This window comes from Nocardioides pollutisoli (assembly GCF_040045055.1).
In the GTDB taxonomy this organism is placed as follows: domain Bacteria; phylum Actinomycetota; class Actinomycetes; order Propionibacteriales; family Nocardioidaceae; genus Nocardioides; species Nocardioides tweenelious.
In genome coordinates, this window is the sequence record NZ_JBDZDU010000001.1 from 870,416 (window position 1) to 886,265 (window position 15,850).

12 protein-coding genes are annotated in these 15,850 nt (G+C 66.2%); 5 read left to right on the top strand and 7 right to left on the bottom strand.

Features of this window, described 5'->3' with window-relative positions:
• Positions 1 to 63: 63 nt before the first annotated feature.
• The 5 genes from ABLE68_RS04200 to ABLE68_RS04220 form a co-directional block, all read right to left on the bottom strand.
• On the bottom strand, positions 64 to 1,581 hold the full coding sequence (locus tag ABLE68_RS04200; RefSeq protein WP_348869984.1) for a sugar ABC transporter ATP-binding protein: 1,518 nt from the start codon (positions 1,579 to 1,581) through the stop codon (positions 64 to 66).
• On the bottom strand, positions 1,578 to 2,681 hold the full coding sequence (locus ABLE68_RS04205) for a hypothetical protein (RefSeq protein WP_348869985.1): 1,104 nt from the start codon (positions 2,679 to 2,681) through the stop codon (positions 1,578 to 1,580). The genes ABLE68_RS04200 and ABLE68_RS04205 overlap by 4 nt, the downstream gene beginning before the upstream one ends.
• On the bottom strand, positions 2,678 to 4,771 hold the full coding sequence (locus ABLE68_RS04210; protein WP_348869987.1) for an ABC transporter permease: 2,094 nt from the start codon (positions 4,769 to 4,771) through the stop codon (positions 2,678 to 2,680). Before ABLE68_RS04210 ends, ABLE68_RS04205 begins: the two co-directional genes overlap by 4 nt.
• 107 nt (positions 4,772 to 4,878) lie before the next feature.
• Positions 4,879 to 5,913 (bottom strand): sugar ABC transporter substrate-binding protein, encoded by a 1,035-nt coding sequence (locus ABLE68_RS04215; protein WP_348869989.1) that lies wholly within the window; start codon positions 5,911 to 5,913, stop codon positions 4,879 to 4,881.
• 61 nt (positions 5,914 to 5,974) lie between these two features.
• Positions 5,975 to 6,937, bottom strand: coding sequence for an ABC transporter permease (locus ABLE68_RS04220; RefSeq protein WP_348869990.1), 963 nt, complete (start codon positions 6,935 to 6,937; stop codon positions 5,975 to 5,977).
• A gap of 200 nt (positions 6,938 to 7,137) precedes the next feature.
• On the opposite strand from ABLE68_RS04220, the gene ABLE68_RS04225 reads away from it, so the two are divergent.
• Together ABLE68_RS04225 and ABLE68_RS04230 are read left to right on the top strand one after the other, a co-directional pair.
• Complete coding sequence (locus ABLE68_RS04225) at positions 7,138 to 7,767, top strand: TetR/AcrR family transcriptional regulator (protein WP_348869992.1); 630 nt, start codon at positions 7,138 to 7,140, stop codon at positions 7,765 to 7,767.
• Positions 7,768 to 8,063: 296 nt separating this feature from the next.
• The gene (locus tag ABLE68_RS04230; RefSeq protein WP_348869994.1) at positions 8,064 to 8,321 is read left to right on the top strand and encodes a hypothetical protein; all 258 of its coding nucleotides are present in this window, start codon (positions 8,064 to 8,066) and stop codon (positions 8,319 to 8,321) included.
• A 496-nt stretch (positions 8,322 to 8,817) separates the two neighbouring features.
• Here the strand turns inward: ABLE68_RS04230 and ABLE68_RS04235 are convergent, their stop codons facing one another.
• The gene (locus tag ABLE68_RS04235; RefSeq protein WP_348869996.1) at positions 8,818 to 9,315 is read right to left on the bottom strand and encodes a PaaI family thioesterase; all 498 of its coding nucleotides are present in this window, start codon (positions 9,313 to 9,315) and stop codon (positions 8,818 to 8,820) included.
• A complete protein-coding gene (locus ABLE68_RS04240; RefSeq protein ID WP_348869997.1) occupies positions 9,312 to 9,929 on the bottom strand; it encodes a TetR/AcrR family transcriptional regulator in 618 nt (205 codons plus the stop codon). The genes ABLE68_RS04235 and ABLE68_RS04240 overlap by 4 nt, the downstream gene beginning before the upstream one ends.
• Positions 9,930 to 10,020: 91 nt before the next feature.
• Here ABLE68_RS04240 and ABLE68_RS04245 point away from each other — a divergent pair, with 91 nt between their 5' ends.
• The 3 genes from ABLE68_RS04245 to ABLE68_RS04255 are packed head-to-tail and all read left to right on the top strand — an operon-like array spanning position 10,021 to position 15,847.
• Entirely contained in the window at positions 10,021 to 11,541 is a 1,521-nt protein-coding gene (locus ABLE68_RS04245) for a cytochrome P450 (protein WP_348869998.1), read from the top strand.
• Complete coding sequence (locus ABLE68_RS04250; protein ID WP_348869999.1) at positions 11,538 to 14,645, top strand: MMPL family transporter; 3,108 nt, start codon at positions 11,538 to 11,540, stop codon at positions 14,643 to 14,645. The genes ABLE68_RS04245 and ABLE68_RS04250 overlap by 4 nt, the downstream gene beginning before the upstream one ends.
• Positions 14,543 to 15,847, top strand: coding sequence for a cytochrome P450 (locus tag ABLE68_RS04255; RefSeq protein WP_348870000.1), 1,305 nt, complete (start codon positions 14,543 to 14,545; stop codon positions 15,845 to 15,847). Before ABLE68_RS04250 ends, ABLE68_RS04255 begins: the two co-directional genes overlap by 103 nt.
• Positions 15,848 to 15,850: the final 3 nt, after the last annotated feature.

Consider the following 15,850-nt stretch of genomic DNA (forward strand, 5'->3'; position numbering starts at 1 on the left):
GCTGGTCTTGGTCTCGTGCACCGTGCTCCGCTCGGGACGACACTCGGGCATTTGTGGAGGTCATCAGTGCACCGCCGCAAACATGATTTGGTGCTCCGAAGCCTCGCCACCGGCGAACTCGGCCACAATGCGGCCGCCCTTCGCGACGAGGATCCGATCGGACAAGGTGAGGATCTCGGGGAGATAGGAAGAGATGACGACGACGGCTACCCCGTTGTCGGCGAACTCCTGGATGAGCTCGTGGATCTCCTTGATCGCTCCGACGTCCACGCCCTTGGTCGGCTCGTCGAAGATGACCACCTTCGCGTTGTTGGTCAGCGCCTTGGCAAGGGTCACCTTCTGCTGATTTCCACCCGAAAGCGTGACCACCTGAGCCTTGGGATCAAGGGAGCGGATACCGAAGCGCTTCCCGAGACGTTCCTCCAGCTCCTTGGCTCGCTTCCTCGTAGCGAGGAAGGGCGTACGACGACTCGCGGCCAGACTGCCCACCAGCAGGTTCTCCCTGATGCTCATCGAGTCGAAGAATCCGCCGGTCTTGCGGTCCTCGGTGATGTACACGACGCCGTCGCGGATGGCTTGTCGCGGGGTGTTGTAGCGCCGAACGCGCTTGGCGACACGGATCACGCCACCGCGGAGACGGCGTCGCTTCAGGAACCCGCTTACGATCTGAGCGCTCTCGCTTCGACCCGAGCCAACCAACCCGGCGATTCCGACGATCTGGCCAGGGTAGGCCGAGAAGGTCATGTTGCGGACGAGCTGGCCCAGGGTGACGTCACGGACCTCGAGGACGGGGTCGACCGTCGCGGGTTTGCGGGGGTTCGCGACCCGAGTCTCGACTGTCCGGCCGACCATCGCCTGGATCAGGCTCTCCCGGGTGAACTCATCGCTGGGCCTGGTCTCGATGCGTTCGCCGTCGCGCAGGACGGTGATCCTGTCGGACAGCTCGAGGCACTCCTCAAGCGCGTGGGAGACGTAGATGATGCCAAGTCCTCGCTTCTTGAGCTCGGCAATGGTCATGAAGAGTTGTTGCTTCTCCTCAGGGGTGAGGGAGGTTGTGGGCTCATCGAAGATGATCACCTTGGCATCGCGGTGCACCGCGCGGGCGATCTCGACGAGCTGTCGCTGCGCCGCGCTCAGGCTGCTGACCATCGCTCCCGGATTGATGTGGAAGTTGTGAGAATGCAGCACTCGCTGCGCCACCAGATTGACCTTGCGGATCCGATTGAGTGATCGCTCGGAGCCCAGGGTCAGGTTCTGCGCCACCGTCATGGCGGGGACCAGGGAGGTCTCCTGGTAGACCATGGAGATGCCCGCCTTCAATCCCTCTGCGGGCGACTTGAGCGGGGTCGGCTTCCCGGCCAGCTCGAGATGTCCTTCGTCCGGGCTCGTCACCCCGGCGATGAGCTTGCACATCGTCGACTTGCCGGCGCCGTTCTCTCCCACGAGTGCGTGGACCTCCCCGGGGAGGACCTCGAAGTCGACGTTGGACACAGCGGCCTGGCTGCCGTAGAACTTCGAGACTCCGACCAGTCGCAGGGCGGCCACCTGGTCGGCGTGTGCTTCGGCTGCGATGCCGGTCATGAGACCACCTCATCCTCGGAGAGCGTGACCCGGACCAGACCCGAGCGGGACCGGGCCGCGACCCAGAGCGAACCTTCGTGTTCGACGGCGGCCACCACGCCGTGCGTCGTACCTCCAGCGCGCGAGTGCAGGCTGCGGAGCACCCGACCGAAAGCATCGACCTCGACAACCAGTCCATAGCTGCGCGGTGGCGCCCACGGCTTGAGCTGGCCGAGCACCCGAAGGCCACCGAGCTGAAGGGGTTCGCGATACACGGAGCCACCAGCCATGCTCGGGCCGTACCAGGACTGCGTCGGCACCGTGGCCATCATGTCGCTGAGGAAGGCCTTCTCCCCCAGCATCAGTTCGGTCAAGCGGGAGCGTACGAGGGGCATGGACACCCACCAGGAATCCCGACCGGGTGCCCGAGAGATTCGCCACGGATAGGACGGCAGGCCCTCAAGGAACGTGCCCAAGCTCTGAAGGCTCGTCGGGTCGACGTACTCGATCCTGTGGGCGTGAGCCAGGGAGAGCAGAACCGGGCTTCCCGGTCCCTCCATGCCTTCGGCGAGACCGGCCGCCCAAGGAAGGCCCTGCCTGCTCTGGACAATCCGTCCATCTGCGTCGATCCGGTGGATGGAGCCAGTGGCCTTCTGCTCGAACAGATCCCAAACCCAGCCATCCAGGTCACGCTCGGAGGAACCGACGGTGGCCAAGAGTTCGCCACCAGGGAGTGCCAGCAGCGCGGTGACGTTGTGGCGCAGTGAGACGTCTTCGCTTTGCGGGTCCACGCGACCAGCATTGACCTTGAGCAGCCCATGGCCGCTGACGGCGACGACGATTCCGTTGTCAGTGGCCGCCATCGCGGTGACCCGATCCGGGAGCGTCGTCTGGTCGGCGCCGTCGGCCCGGTGCACGGTCACGACGTTGCCCGTGGCCACTGCGAGTTCTCCGTCGACAAGCACCACGTCGTCCACCTGACCGGTGCCCGCCCAGGCGACGTCGTCTGCTCGCTCCAGCCGGTCGTTTGGGGTCATGCCCAATTCCATGGGCGGGACCTCGGGATGGCTGATCCTGGTCGGAGCGACCAGTTCGACGACGGTTCGAAGGAAGCGGTTCATGCGCTGGCTCCTACCCGTGCAATGACTTTGCCGGACTGGGTGCCGGGGACCGCCCGGACGTCGACATCGCCCACCTCGGAAGGATCGAGCTGGATCCGACCAATGCGATTGTTCTGCAGTCCGCCGATGTAGAGGCAGCCGTCGTGTTCGCGAACGGAGGTGATCAGACCGTGGTTCTCGAGCGTTCCGTCCCACAGGGTGTTCAGGACTTCGCCGGACTCGGTGACCTTCGCGACACACGAGACGTTGAGTTGCGGCATCGGCCATTCATCAGCCGCCAGCTCGTGGAAGGCGCGGCGACGCACGGTGTCGTGACGCATCAAGACGTCGTACGCCGGGACGCGCATGCCGGCGAAGGCCAGCCAGTAGTTCCCGTCCGAGGCACGGTTGATGTTGTCGGGATAACCGGGCAGGTTCTCCATGACCGTCTCGATCTGACCCGCCCTCGGACCCGCGATCCATAGCCGGTCGACGCGACAGAGCAGCGTGGCCGCGATCAGGATGGACTGACCGTCGTGGGACGTGCAGACGCCGTTCGGGAAGGAATAGTTCTTGGCGGCGAGTGTCACCTTGTCGCGCTGTGGATCCCACCGCAGGACGCGCCCGTTGGGGCGGCACTCGAGGATCTCGGCGACGTACTCCGACGCCTGATTTCGTGAGGAGAAGTCGGAGAAGTAGACACTGCCGTCGGGCGCGACGTCCAGGTCGTCCGCCGCGCGCACCAGCGAGTCATCGGACACCTTGTACCAGGTCTTGCGGATGCTCGCCGCCAAGGATTCCAGGGTCCCGTCGGGCGCGATCCGGACCAGCCCGATCCCGCCCACGGCGCACAGCAGGTTGTTCTCGGCGTCCCAGGCGAGCCCCAGCGGGAGTCCACCGGTTCGTGCGAAGACCCGTCCCTCGTCGTGGTCGGGTCCTTCGAACCTCCAGATCCATCCACGCCTGTCACCGCAGTAGACGTTGCCGTCGCGGTCGATCGCGACGTCCTCGCCGCCCTCGATCTCGCCGAGCCCGATCGCCTTGGCATCGGTCAGCCGGTGATTGATCGTCCAGGGAGTCCCTGGGGCGGTCACGTCGATGAGTTCGCCGAGGTTCGCCTTTCCAGGTCGCATCGAGAGTTTCTGCGCCAGGGTTCCTCGATACTTGCCGAACTTCAGGTCGAAGGTGGCGAAGGCGAGCAACGCGATGGCCAGGGTCACGACGTACCACGACGAGTCCAGGCTGTTGAGCTGGGTCGCCTGGGAGATCATCGCCACGATCGCCACTCCGAGCGAGGCGCGAACCACGCTGCCTCGACCACCAGCCAGGCTCACGCCACCCAGGACGACCGCCGTCAGCGCGACCAGCTCGAGACCCGAGCCCGCACTGCTGCTGGTGTTCCCCTGACGCGTGGCCATGAAGGCACCCGCGAGACCGCACATGGCCCCGCAGAACACATACGACTGGAACTTCGCCCACTCCGGGCTGATCCCGTTCCGGCGTGCGGACTTGGGGCTTGCCCCCACGGCGAGCAGTCGCCAGCCCCAGCGCCCCCTAGTGACCAGGACCTGGACCACGACCAACACGATCAGGAACAGGATGAACGACAGCGGCAGGATCCCGATCCGCCCGATCCCCAACAGCAGCCAGGTGCTGTCCTGGGGCTGGCTGATCAACTTGTCCGCGTACCCCTCCTGCGCGAACTGCACCACCGTGCGGAAGGTCATCAGCGTCACGAGGGTCGTCACGAATGGACGGGTCTTCAAACCTGCGATCAGGGCGCCGTTGATGGCTCCCATCAGCAGACCGGCAGCCAGGGCGAGCAGGACCGCCACGCCGGCCGTGAGCCCCCACACGCGAAAGGCGATCAGGGCGGTGAAGTTGGCGACTCCAACCATGGAGCCCACCGAGAGGTCGATGCCACCGGCGAGCATCACGACGGTGAGGCCCATGGCGATCAGGCCGATCTCGCCGATATTACGAGCCATGATCACCTGGGTACCCGAGCTGATGAACCCGGGAGTGGTGATCGTCAGCAGAAGAAACAGCCCGACGGCGAGCACCAAGGGCACCGCGCCCTCGACCCAGGATCGGGACAGGATGTCTGACACGGACCTGCCGACGGAGAACCGACGAACCGTCGGCTGTCCGGTCAGGCTGAAGGCGTCAACTGGCCGCACGGGCTGTCTCCTCTGACTTCATCGGTGTGCTCGTCGCCTCAGTTGTTGCCGTAGCAGGCGAGCGTGACGTCGTCCACGTTCGACTTGTCGACGACCTGATAAGGCATGAACGTGGCCGAGCGGGTCGCGCCCGGCGTCTTGCCCGACTGGATCAAGGACTGAATGAGCGAAAAGACCGTGCCGCCCATCGCCGGGACGCTGTAGGAGATCGTTGCGGTCAGGGATCCGTTCCTGATGTTCGCGCAGGCAGGTGCGCTGGCATCCAGGGAGTACACCCCCACCTCGCCGGCCTTTCCAGCCTGCTGAACCGCCTGGGAGGCGCCGAGCATCATCGTGTCGAAGTTTCCCACGAAGGCGCAGAGGTCAGGCTCCTGCTGGAGCACCGTGCGTGCGACCTTGTTGGCATTGGCCGGCAGGTAGTTGGCCGACTGCTCTGAAACGACATCCAGATCGGAGGCCTTGAAGACCGAGCCCCAGCCCGTTCGAGCCGCGACGCTGGCGCCGTCGGTGCCGAATCCATCGATGGTGGCGATCTTCGTCTTGCCCTTGGCCGTGCAGTCCTGGACCACTCGATCGGCCAGAGCAGCGCCCATGGCCTCGAAATCGCCCCCGACGAAGGCGTCGGATTGCTGGCTGGGCATCATGTTGAGTGTGATGACGTAGATGCCTTCCTGCTTTGCCCGCTGGATCTGGCTGGTCAGCACTCCGACGTCCGGGTTGTGCAGAATGAGCACGTCGACCTTGGAATTGATCAGTCCGTCGACGATGTCGGGCATCTTCGCCGAATCCCAGTTGGGGTCGCGAATGATGAGCTCAGCGCCCAACTGTTTTGCAGCGAGCTTGAATTGACTGGTCCAGTTCTCCGTCAGCGGGATCCCCATTCCGGTGGGAACCCAGCCGATCTTCTTCCCTGCCAACGATTCGTGGACCAGCTTGCTGATCTCCGAAACAGTTCCACTGGCGGGGATCACTGCGTCGCCCGAGGAGGCCTCGGTGCTACTGCCGGTGCTCACCGAGCATGCGGACAGCGCAAGCGCTGCCAGTGACGGGGCAATCAGGTGTCGAAACTTCATGTTGGTGCCTTTCCTGGGGGAACTGTCGGAACTTCAGGTGTCCGTGGTGAGCTCGCTGAAGTCAGAGATCTCCAGCTCGAACCGTTTCTTCGCTTTCGGGGTGAAGCCAGGCATCGACTGCGATGGCGGCCAGCAGGATCAGGCCCTTGGTCAGCGTCGTAGCGACGACGGTGAAATTCATCAGCGTCATGCCGTTCTGGACCACGGCGATCAACAAGGCGGCGACGACGACGCCCCGGATGTTGCCCCTGCCTCCCGCAAGGCTGAAACCACCGATGATGGCAATGGTGATGGCGTCGAAGAGGATCGCCTCACTGCTGCCGTAGACGGTCGTGTACGAGCCGGCGACTCCCAGCAGCACGAGGCCGGTCAGTCCAGCCAGGATGCTGGAGAGGACGTAGCTGATAAGGCGAAGCGGTCGCTCAGGGATGCCAGTGAGTTGAGCGGTGATGAAGTTGTCGCCCACGGCCCGGTAGAACCAGCCGAAGCTCGTGAATCGCAGGACGAATGAGGTGAGGACGACAACGCCTCCTGCAATCAGCAGGGTCGACGGAATGCCCAAGACGTTGCTGCTTCCCATCCACGAGACAACCATGGAGTCTCGGGGAAGCACTGCGTTTGTCTCCTTGGAGACAAACAGTCGGAACAAACCCAGGTACAGCTGCCAGGTGGCAAGCGTGACGAAGAGCGCTGGGACCTGCCCCCATACGATGATGGCGCCATTCACGAGGCCCAATACCGCACTCACCACCAGGCACACCAGGATTGCGCGGAGCTCGCCGTACCCCTGGACGCTGACCAGCCAGACGAATAACTGTGCGGCGACGGCTGCCACCGACGCGGCCGAAAGATCAATACCCCGGCCGAGGATCACAAGCGCCGCCCCAGTACCCAGAATCAGCAGTGGCCCTGTGGCTCGGCCGATGTCGGCCAGGTTGGCCGGATCCAGCACGCCGAGCCCCGCCACACTGAGCGCGAGAACCACTACGGCGACGAGACCCAGGGTGAGCCAGGTCTGCTCCACAGACGCGACTCGTGAGCGCAGGGAGACGGCACCGCGGCGGGGGTGCCGAGGACTGTCGGACAGGACGTCAGTTGTCCCTGCCCCGTCCTTCAGGTTTGTCATGTGCGAGAGTGTTACTGATATTGACGTCAGCGTCAAGACGTGAGGTAGACAACAATCCTCGTCCGTTAACCTGCGGGCAGGATGCGGGAGGAGAGAGCGTGAGCGACACATTGAAAGCCGACGGCAGCGTCCTGACCCGTCAAGAGCAACGAACCGCGAAGACGCGTCAGGCACTGCTCGACGCCGCCCTGCTGGTGCTCGAGGAGGTCGGCTACAACGAGGCCACGGTGGGTCTCATCGCGAAAACGGCCCGGCGCGCCCATGGGACCTTTTATGTGCACTTCGTCAATAAAGAGGAGATATACTCCGAACTACTCAAGGAGATGCGGGAGCGGCTACATCAGGGCTCACGGGCGGTCTGGGACAGCAACCGGCCGGTCGAAAGCATCCGCAGATCAATCGATCTCTATGTTCGTTCGTTCGAGGACGATCGCACTCTGTGGGTGCTGCTGGACGGATCGTCGGCCACCAGCGCCCTATTTCGAGAGGCGCGTCGGTCGCTCCGAGACTCACTTGTCACAGACATCCGGAAGGGCATCGCAAGCACTGCCGCCCACGTCAATCTTGGCAACATGGACGTCGCTCTGGTTTGCGAGATCCTTGCAGCGATGCTTGAGGAAACCTGCGTCACCTCTCTGCTCTACGGTGAGGGGACTGCACGCGAGAAGATCACCGACCATGTGTCGAGGATGTGGGGCCGCATTCTCGGCTACGACATGAGGTCGTGACCATAGGCTCGGTATGGCTGTGGTTCCTTTCCGAGAAAGCGAACGGGGTCCGGGGTGCTACCGTCACGTCCCTTCGGGAGAGTGACCGGGTTCGCGCTCTCGCTGGCTCGCCAGCCAGGCGTGTACGTCGCTGACGACGTAGCGAAGTTGTCGGCCGACACGGATGGCGCATGGCCCGCGGCCACAGATGCGCTAGTCGTAGAGGGTCCTGACTGGATCCACGGCCCTGACGAGTAGCGGGGGCAGTGTGCTGGTTCAGGACATCGGCGACACCTGTCTCAAGACATAGGCGACACATGTCGCAGGTCATCGGCGACAACCTCGCCGAGCTCGATGCTCGGCCATGCCGCCACCCACCTCTGAAGCCCGCCTGGTCATCACCGCCCTGTTCGTCGACCACCAGACCCCGAGGAGGCCGAACCCACAAGGGAACCCACGTCATCCTGCTCATCCAGGACCTCGACCTCAGAGTCGTCAACGCCGTCACCGGCGAACTCCTCCGCGAGCTCACCATCGACACCAGCAAGGACTACCAGCCACGAACTCCGAAATGACGAACACCCGAACCCACGTTTCCGTGGGTTCGGGTGTCCGCGATGTCCTGAGACATCACAGGAGTAGCGGGGGCAGGATTTGAACCTGCGACCTCTGGACGAGATCGGGGCCCCTGCGACAACTACGGAGTCCGGCCGAAAGCTACCGATTCGCTCGGTGTGGTGAGGGATTCGCCCTCGCTTCCGGTCTCAGGATACCCATCCAGTGACGAGTGGGACGGCCTCAATCTGGACACTAAATGGACCCCGATCGAATCTGGCTTGGACCGGGCAACCGAATCACTCGCGGTGGATCCTTCAGTGCGGCCTCCCCGCTGACGGGTGACGCCATGCGGTACGCGGGCCGGCTTATAGAGGGACGTACACGACGCGTGAGCGGTATCGGTGAGGGCGGTCCGCTGGGGCGGAGTCGCAGCCAGCCACGATCAGGTGTGTGGGAGGGTGCGAGGCTCCTGCAGCATTCGCCGCCAACGCCGTTCCTTGACCGCTCGTATCTTCAGTCGGGGTCGACCGGGGCCGGCGGCGCGCCGCGATCGAAGTGGGCTATGTCCACTTTGAGGAACAGCGCTGACGCAGTGGCGACCACGGTGCCGCCGGCCTCTGCCATCTCGGCTTCGACGAACAGCTTGCGGCCGTCGTCGCGTACGACGCGCGCTGCAAGCTCGTAGCTGGTGCCGAGGATGACGGGGGCGTCGTAGCGCACTTCGAGCTGCCGGGTCACCGCCGGCGCCCCGGTCAGGTAGAGCAGGAAGCCGAACAGGTCGTCGAGGACGGTGGCCACGGCGCCGCCGTGTGCGATGCCCGGAGCGCCCATGTGGCGTTCGCTGAACTGGTGTACCGCGTGCACTTCCTCGCCGCGGCGTCGGACCACGAGGTGGTGTCCGTGGGGGTTGTCGGGTCCGCAGCCGAGGCAGTGGCCGTGGTGTGGTGGAAGCTGGCTGCCGTCCGGGTGCGGCCGGAACTTGTCCGCCCAGCTCCCAAGGATGCTGTTCAACGGTCCCCCTCCGGGTTCGCGGGGGTCGTGGCGAGGCCGTTGAGCATGAGGTCGCAGATGGAAGCAGCGATGCGCGCAGCGTCCGTGGCCGAGTCGTTCGACGGGCCTTCGACCGCGACGCTGAGGCCGGTCACGGTGATCGCACCGAAGATGCTCAGCGCGACTGCACCCGGGTCCTCCACCGGCCGCAGGGTGCCGTCGCTGACGCCTTCGGCAAGCAGGCTCGCGATGGGCCGGTGGAATGCCTCCTGTAACGCTGCGGCGAGCTCCGGAAGGCGCGTAGCGCGACCCAGGTCGCCGACGAGGGCCCGGCAGACGGCCGGATGATCGAGCATCACGGCGAGCTGTGCCTCGACCGCCGACTCGAGGCGATCCCGAGCGCTGCCGGGGGCCGACGCCGCAGTGCCGACTTCGCCGGCGATCAGCTCGAGCATGTCGGCCAGCAGGAACGCCAGGACCTCGTCCTTGCCGCTGAAGTAGTAGTACAGCGTGGCCTTCGGGATGCCGGCTGCGTCGGCGATCTCGTCGACCTTGGCGTCAGCCAGGCCGCGCTCGGCGATGAGCTCCGCCGCCCCGTAGAGCTTGCTGGCCAGCTTGGCAGGTACCTGTCGCACTTCGCTTCCCCTTCCCTCGGCCCCTGAGACCCACGGTTGACGTCATTCCTTTGCTGGATCAGAATCTTATCTTGAACTCTCAGTACAAACTATGAGTCCGGCGACTGAGCGCACGACCCACGACGACTGGAGCTACTCGATGAACGCGTTGCTCACCCCCTTGCGAGGCCCCCTGCGGCGCCGTACTTCCTCAGTCGTGCTGACTCGACTGCCCGGTCGGGTGGACCGCGGCCTGCGCACGCTGAGTCGGTCCTGGCCGGTCCGGCCGCTGGCCGAGGCGCCGGCCGGCAGCGGACTAGCAGCGGTGCAGGGCGACCAGGGCCTGCCGTTGTTGGGCCACACTCTTGACTACATCCGGTTCGGGTCCGACCTGGGTCGCGAGCGGTACGCGCGGCTGGGTCCGGTCTCGTGGATGGGTGCCTTCGGGACCCAGGTCGTCGTGGTGGCCGGTCCCGATGCGACGCAGTCGGTGCTGGCCAACAAGGAGAAGGCGTTCTCCCAGGACGGGTGGACCTTTCTGATCGACGCGTTCTTCCATCGCGGCCTGATGCTGATGAGCTTCGGTGAGCACCTGATGCACCGGCGGATCATGCAGGAGGCGTTCACGCGTGACCGCCTGGCCGAGTACGTCTCCCAGGTGGTCCCCCGGGCACGCAGCGGTGTGGGCGCGTGGTCGACCGAGCACCCGGTGCTGCTCTACCCCCTGCTGAAGGAACTCACCTTGGACATCGCCACCGAGGTGTTCATGGGCGGCCGCGGAGGCGAAGACACCCGCGCCATCAATGACGCCTTCGTGGCAACGGTCCGAGCGGCCAGCTCCATGGTGCGCTTCCCGCTTCCCGGGACCCGCTTTCGGGCCGGCGTACGAGGCCGCAGGGTGCTGGAGACCTACTTCTTCGAGCACCTGCCGGCCGCCCGGTCCGGCGCCGGGAGAGACCTGTTCGCCGGGCTCTGTCAGGCGCGGACCACGGACGGCGACAAGTTCAGCGACCAAGACGTCGTCAACCACATGATCTTCTTGATGATGGCCGCACACGACACCTCGACCATCACCACGGCAGCGGTCGCCTACTTCCTGGCCAAGCACCCCGAGTGGCAGGACCGCGCCCGCCAGGAGTCCCTCGCCCTGGGAGCAGAACCGGTCGACATCGACGCCCTCGACCGGTTGAACACCCTTGACCTGGTGATCAAGGAATCTCTGCGTCTGGTCGCGCCGGTGCCGCTGGTGATGCGCAAGACCGTCAAGCCCGCCGAGGTCGAGGGGCACTTCATCCCCAACAACACGCTCGTCGCAGTGGCTCCGGCGGTGAACCACTTCGACCGCGCGTACTGGACCAATCCTGACGACTTCGACCCCGACCGGTTCGGGCCCGACCGAGCGGAGGACAAGTCCCACCGCAACGCGTGGGTCCCGTTCGGCGGCGGTGTGCACAAGTGCATCGGCATGCACTTCGGCATCTTGGAGGTCAAGGCGGTCCTGCACGAGATGCTTCGCACCCACACCTGGACGGTGGCCGATGACTACAGGGTGCGGTGGGACAACACCTCGTTGCCCGTACCCGTCGACGGCCTTCCCGTCCAGTTCCACAGCCTGGCGGACGCCCAGGCATGAGCAGGCTCAGGCGCCGGGCCACGCGAAGCCGCGAGCGGCGAACCGCCCGCCGGCTCGAGTCGGGGATGCGCACGGTCCTCGCGGTGGGCCTGAAGGTCCCGGTCCTGGTCGTGGTCGCCTGGGTGACTGCCGCCGCCACCCTGTCACTGTTGGTGACGCCGCTGGCAACCGTCGTCGAGCGCAGCAGCACCGCGTTCCTCCCCGAGGACTCCCCGACCCTGAAGGGTCTGCGGGTGATGGACTCCGAGTTCGGGTCCGGCCGCACCGAGTCCTACGTGTTCATCGTCATCGCCGACGAGGAGGGCCTGGACGCCGCTGACCAACGCCTCTACCGGACCCTGGTGAACCGGCTGCAGGACGCGCCTCAGCGGGTCGCGGAGGTACAGGACTACCTCGGCAGGCCGCAGGCGCGGAAGGTGCTGACCAGCGACGACGGCAAGGCCACCTACATCGTGGTCGGCCTTGCGTCCGCGGTCGGCTCCCCGGAGTCAGACCAGGACGTCCACTGGCTGCGCGACCTGGTCGATGAGTTGCGGACCCCGGACGGCACGAAGGTCCACGTGACCGGGGATCCCGCGATGATCTCGGACCTGACCACGGCGGTGAACGAGGCGTCGCTGAAGGTCACGGTCGTCTCGTTGCTGCTTCTTGTCAGCATCTTGTGGCTCATCTATCGCCGCGTGGCCACGGTCTTCGTCCCGTTGGCCACCATCGGGGTCGCCCTGCTGTGCACGCGCGGCGTCTTGTCCTTGGCCGGGCAGCACGGCCTGCCGCTGTCGACGTACACCGACGCGTTCGTGGTGGCCATCACCCTGGGGGCGGGAACCGACTACTGCGTGTTCCTGATCAGCCGCTTCCGCGAGGAGTACGCCGGTGGGCACGCGGCCCTCGATGCGGTCGGCACTGCCGTCTCCCGGGTCGGTCCGGCGCTGCTGGCCTCTGCGGCCACCGTCATCCTGGGCGCCATCAGCCTGGGGTTCACCAAGCTCGCGATCTTCGCCACGACAGGCCCGCCGATGGCGATCTGCGTCGCAGTCACGGTCGCGGTTAGCCTGACCTTCACCCCGGCGCTGATGCACTGGCTCGGCCCTCGCATCGGCCCCGCCCCCGCGCCGTCACCGGACTCGCGGTGGGCGCGGACCGGTGGCCTGCTGGCACGTCAACCCGCCCGGGTTCTCGCCCTCGGTGTCGCGTTGCTGCTACTCCTCGCACTGATGCTGCCCACGATGCAGTTGTCGTTCGACGAGCGCAGCGCTCAGCCGCCCGACACCCCCAGCAACCTGGGTCTGGCCGCCCTGAACGACCACTTCCCGGTCAACGAGACGTTGCCGGACTACCTGCTGATCCGCGCCGACCACGACATGGCCAACGCTCGCGACCTCGCGGTACTGAACGCGGTCAGCACCGCGGTGGCCAAGGTCGACGGTGTCGCGTCGGTCAGCTCCATCACCCAGCCCGACGGCAAGCGCCTCGCGCCCGCCTCGATCGCGGGGCAGCTTGGCCGCCTCGCCAGGGGCCTGAACTCTGCTGACCGAAAGCTGCAGGAGGGCGAGCCCGGCCTCGAGAAGCTCGCCACGGGCAGCGACCAGCTCGGCTCCGGCATCGGCAAGGTCGCCGACGGCGCCGACAAGGCGCAGGACGGGGCGGCCAAGCTGAGCCAAGGCAGCCGCCGACTCACCGGAGGGCTCGACCAGGCAGCCGACGGAACACAGCGGGCCGCGAGCGGATCCCGCGACCTCCGCGACGGAGCCGCCAGCCTTGCCGCCGGACTGCGCACCGCCCACGACCAGGTCTCTGCCGCAGTCGACGCCATGGGCCAGATCGTGACCGCGCTCACCGCCGACCCGGTGTGCACCGCCGACCCGATCTGCAAGCGATCCCGAGAGGGCCTCGACAGGATCTACCGAGGACAACGCGACCAGCTGCTGCCCGGGCTCGCGCGAGCCGCCGACGGGGCAACCCGCATCGCTGAGGGCAACGGTCAACTGGCAGCAGGCCTCGACAAGCTCACCAGCGGGCTCCGGCAGGCCCAACGTGGCAGCGCCCGCATCGCCAGCGGCCAGCAACTGCTCGGCGCCAAGCTCGGACAGCTCGCCGACGGCACCGACAAGCTGGCACAGGGAGCCCAGCGCATCTCCCCCGCGATCAGTCAGCTGCAGGCCCAGACCGCCCGACTGCAGACCGGCCTCGACCAGTCCGGGGACTATCTCCAGGCCGTGCACCAGCGCGCCAGCACCCCCGAGGCCGGCGGCTTCTACCTACCCTCCTCGGCGCTCAACCGGCCCGACTTCGCCCTGGCTCGACGATCGTTCCTCTCCGACGACGGCCGGCTGGCCCGCATCCAGGTCACCGGCGACACTGACCCGCTCAGCCCCTCCGGACTCGAGCGCTACAACGCGGTCCAAGACGCCGCCGAGCAGTCGATGAACAACACCCGCCTGAGCGACGCGACCGTCCTGACCACCGGAGCAGCGGGCCTCGGCGCCGACCTGGGCCGCTACCTCGCCCGCGACTCCGTCCTCGTCCTCATCGTGGTCCTTGCCGCAGTCCTCCTCATCCTCATCCTCACCCTGCGTGCCCTCGTGGCCCCGCTGTACCTGCTCGCCTCAGTCATCATGTCCTGCGCGGCCGCGCTCGGCCTGACCGCCCTGGTCTTCCAGCACCTCCTCGGGCAGCACATCCACTTCACCGTGCCGGTCATCACCTTCGTCCTGCTGGTCGCGGTGGGGGCCGACTACAACATCCTGCTGATGAGCCGCATGCGGGAAAGCGGGCTCGCGCTGACCCGTAGCGAGGTCGCCCGCGCAGTCACCGCCACCGGTCCCGTCATCACCGCCGCCGGGGTCATCTTCGCCTCCACCTTCGTGGCGCTGCTGTTCTCACCGGTCGAGGCACTCACCCAGACCGGGTTCGCCGTCGCCTCAGGACTGCTGCTGGACACCTTCATCGTCCGCACCCTGGTCGTCCCCGCCTGCGCCGCCCTGTTCGAGGAACGCAGCTGGTGGCCACACCGCAACCCGACACCAGAAACCGCCCGACCGCAACCAGCCACCTTGGCCGACCCGCCGACACGGAGCTCAACACTCGAGGGGACCCCCCGATGAACCAGCAACAGCTGACCTACAGCCCCTTCGACCCGGCAGTGATCGAAGACCCCTACCCTGTCTACCGCGAGCTGCGCGACGACGCTCCCCTCTACTGGTCGCCAGAGGCGAGCACCTGGGTGCTCAGCCGCTACGACGACGTCTCCGCGGCCCTGCTCGACCCGGAGACATACTCCTCGGCGTCCGGGATCTTCCCCACTCCACCCGGGGTCGACATGACCGAGCTGTTCCTGCCGATGCTCATCATGAGCGACCCACCCCGGCACGCCCAGCTTCGCCACCTCATCAGCAAGGCCTTCACCCCGCACCGCATCGCCGGACTCGAGACGCGCATCCAAGCCCTTGTCGACGAGCTGCTCGACCAGGCTCCCGACGTCGGGACGTGGGATTTCGTCTCCGGCTTCGCCGGGCCCCTCCCGGCCATCGTCATCGCCGACATGCTCGGTGTGCCGCGCAACGACCGCGACCGGTTCCGAACCTGGTCCACCACGCTCATCCAGTCCAACCCCGTCCGCGGAGAGTTCGGCCCCGGGCTGGACGCCGCCGCCGCGCTCTACGAGTACTTCGCGGCGTTCCTCGCCGAGCGACGCGCGCACCCCCAAGACGACCTCATGACAGCACTCGTCCACGCCGAAGTGGACGGTGCCCACCTCTCCGAGGAGGAGCTCCTCGGCTTCTGCCTTCTGCTGCTCGTCGCCGGGCACGAAACCACCACCAACCTCCTCTCCAACAGCGCCGTCACACTCGCCCAGCATCCCGAGAGCCGTCGACAGCTGGCAGATCACCCCGATCTCGTTCCCGGCGCGGTCGAAGAACTGCTCCGCTACGACTCACCCGTCCAAGGCCTCGCGCGCACCCTGACCCGACAAGTCGACCTACACGGGCAATGCATGAAGACCGGTGACAGCGTGCTGCTGTTGTTCGGGTCAGCGAACCGCGACGACCACGCCTTCCCCGCCGCCGACGACTTCGACATCAACCGTCGCCCCGAACGACAGGTCGCCTTCGGCCGCGGCATCCACTTCTGCCTCGGCGCAGCCCTGGCACGCCTCGAGGCACAGATCGCTCTACAGGCACTCCTATCCCGGCATCGTGACTGGCATGTCGACCTCGACTCAGCGGTCCGCCTTCGCTCCGGCCCGATCCGCGGCTACGTCTCGCTGCCCGTGCAGTGGGCGAGCGCCGCACCACCCTTGTCTTGAGGA

What these genes read in the sequence shown, in the direction of transcription:
- ABLE68_RS04200 (WP_348869984.1), bottom strand. Translation starts at nt 1,581, where the DNA reads ATGACCGGCATCGCAGCCGAAGCACACGCCGACCAGGTGGCCGCCCTG.
- ABLE68_RS04205 (WP_348869985.1), bottom strand. Translation starts at nt 2,681, where the DNA reads ATGAACCGCTTCCTTCGAACCGTCGTCGAACTGGTCGCTCCGACCAGG.
- ABLE68_RS04215 (WP_348869989.1), bottom strand. Translation starts at nt 5,913, where the DNA reads ATGAAGTTTCGACACCTGATTGCCCCGTCACTGGCAGCGCTTGCGCTG.
- ABLE68_RS04230 (WP_348869994.1), top strand. Translation starts at nt 8,064, where the DNA reads ATGTCGCAGGTCATCGGCGACAACCTCGCCGAGCTCGATGCTCGGCCA.
- ABLE68_RS04245 (WP_348869998.1), top strand. Translation starts at nt 10,021, where the DNA reads ATGAGTCCGGCGACTGAGCGCACGACCCACGACGACTGGAGCTACTCG.
- ABLE68_RS04250 (WP_348869999.1), top strand. Translation starts at nt 11,538, where the DNA reads ATGAGCAGGCTCAGGCGCCGGGCCACGCGAAGCCGCGAGCGGCGAACC.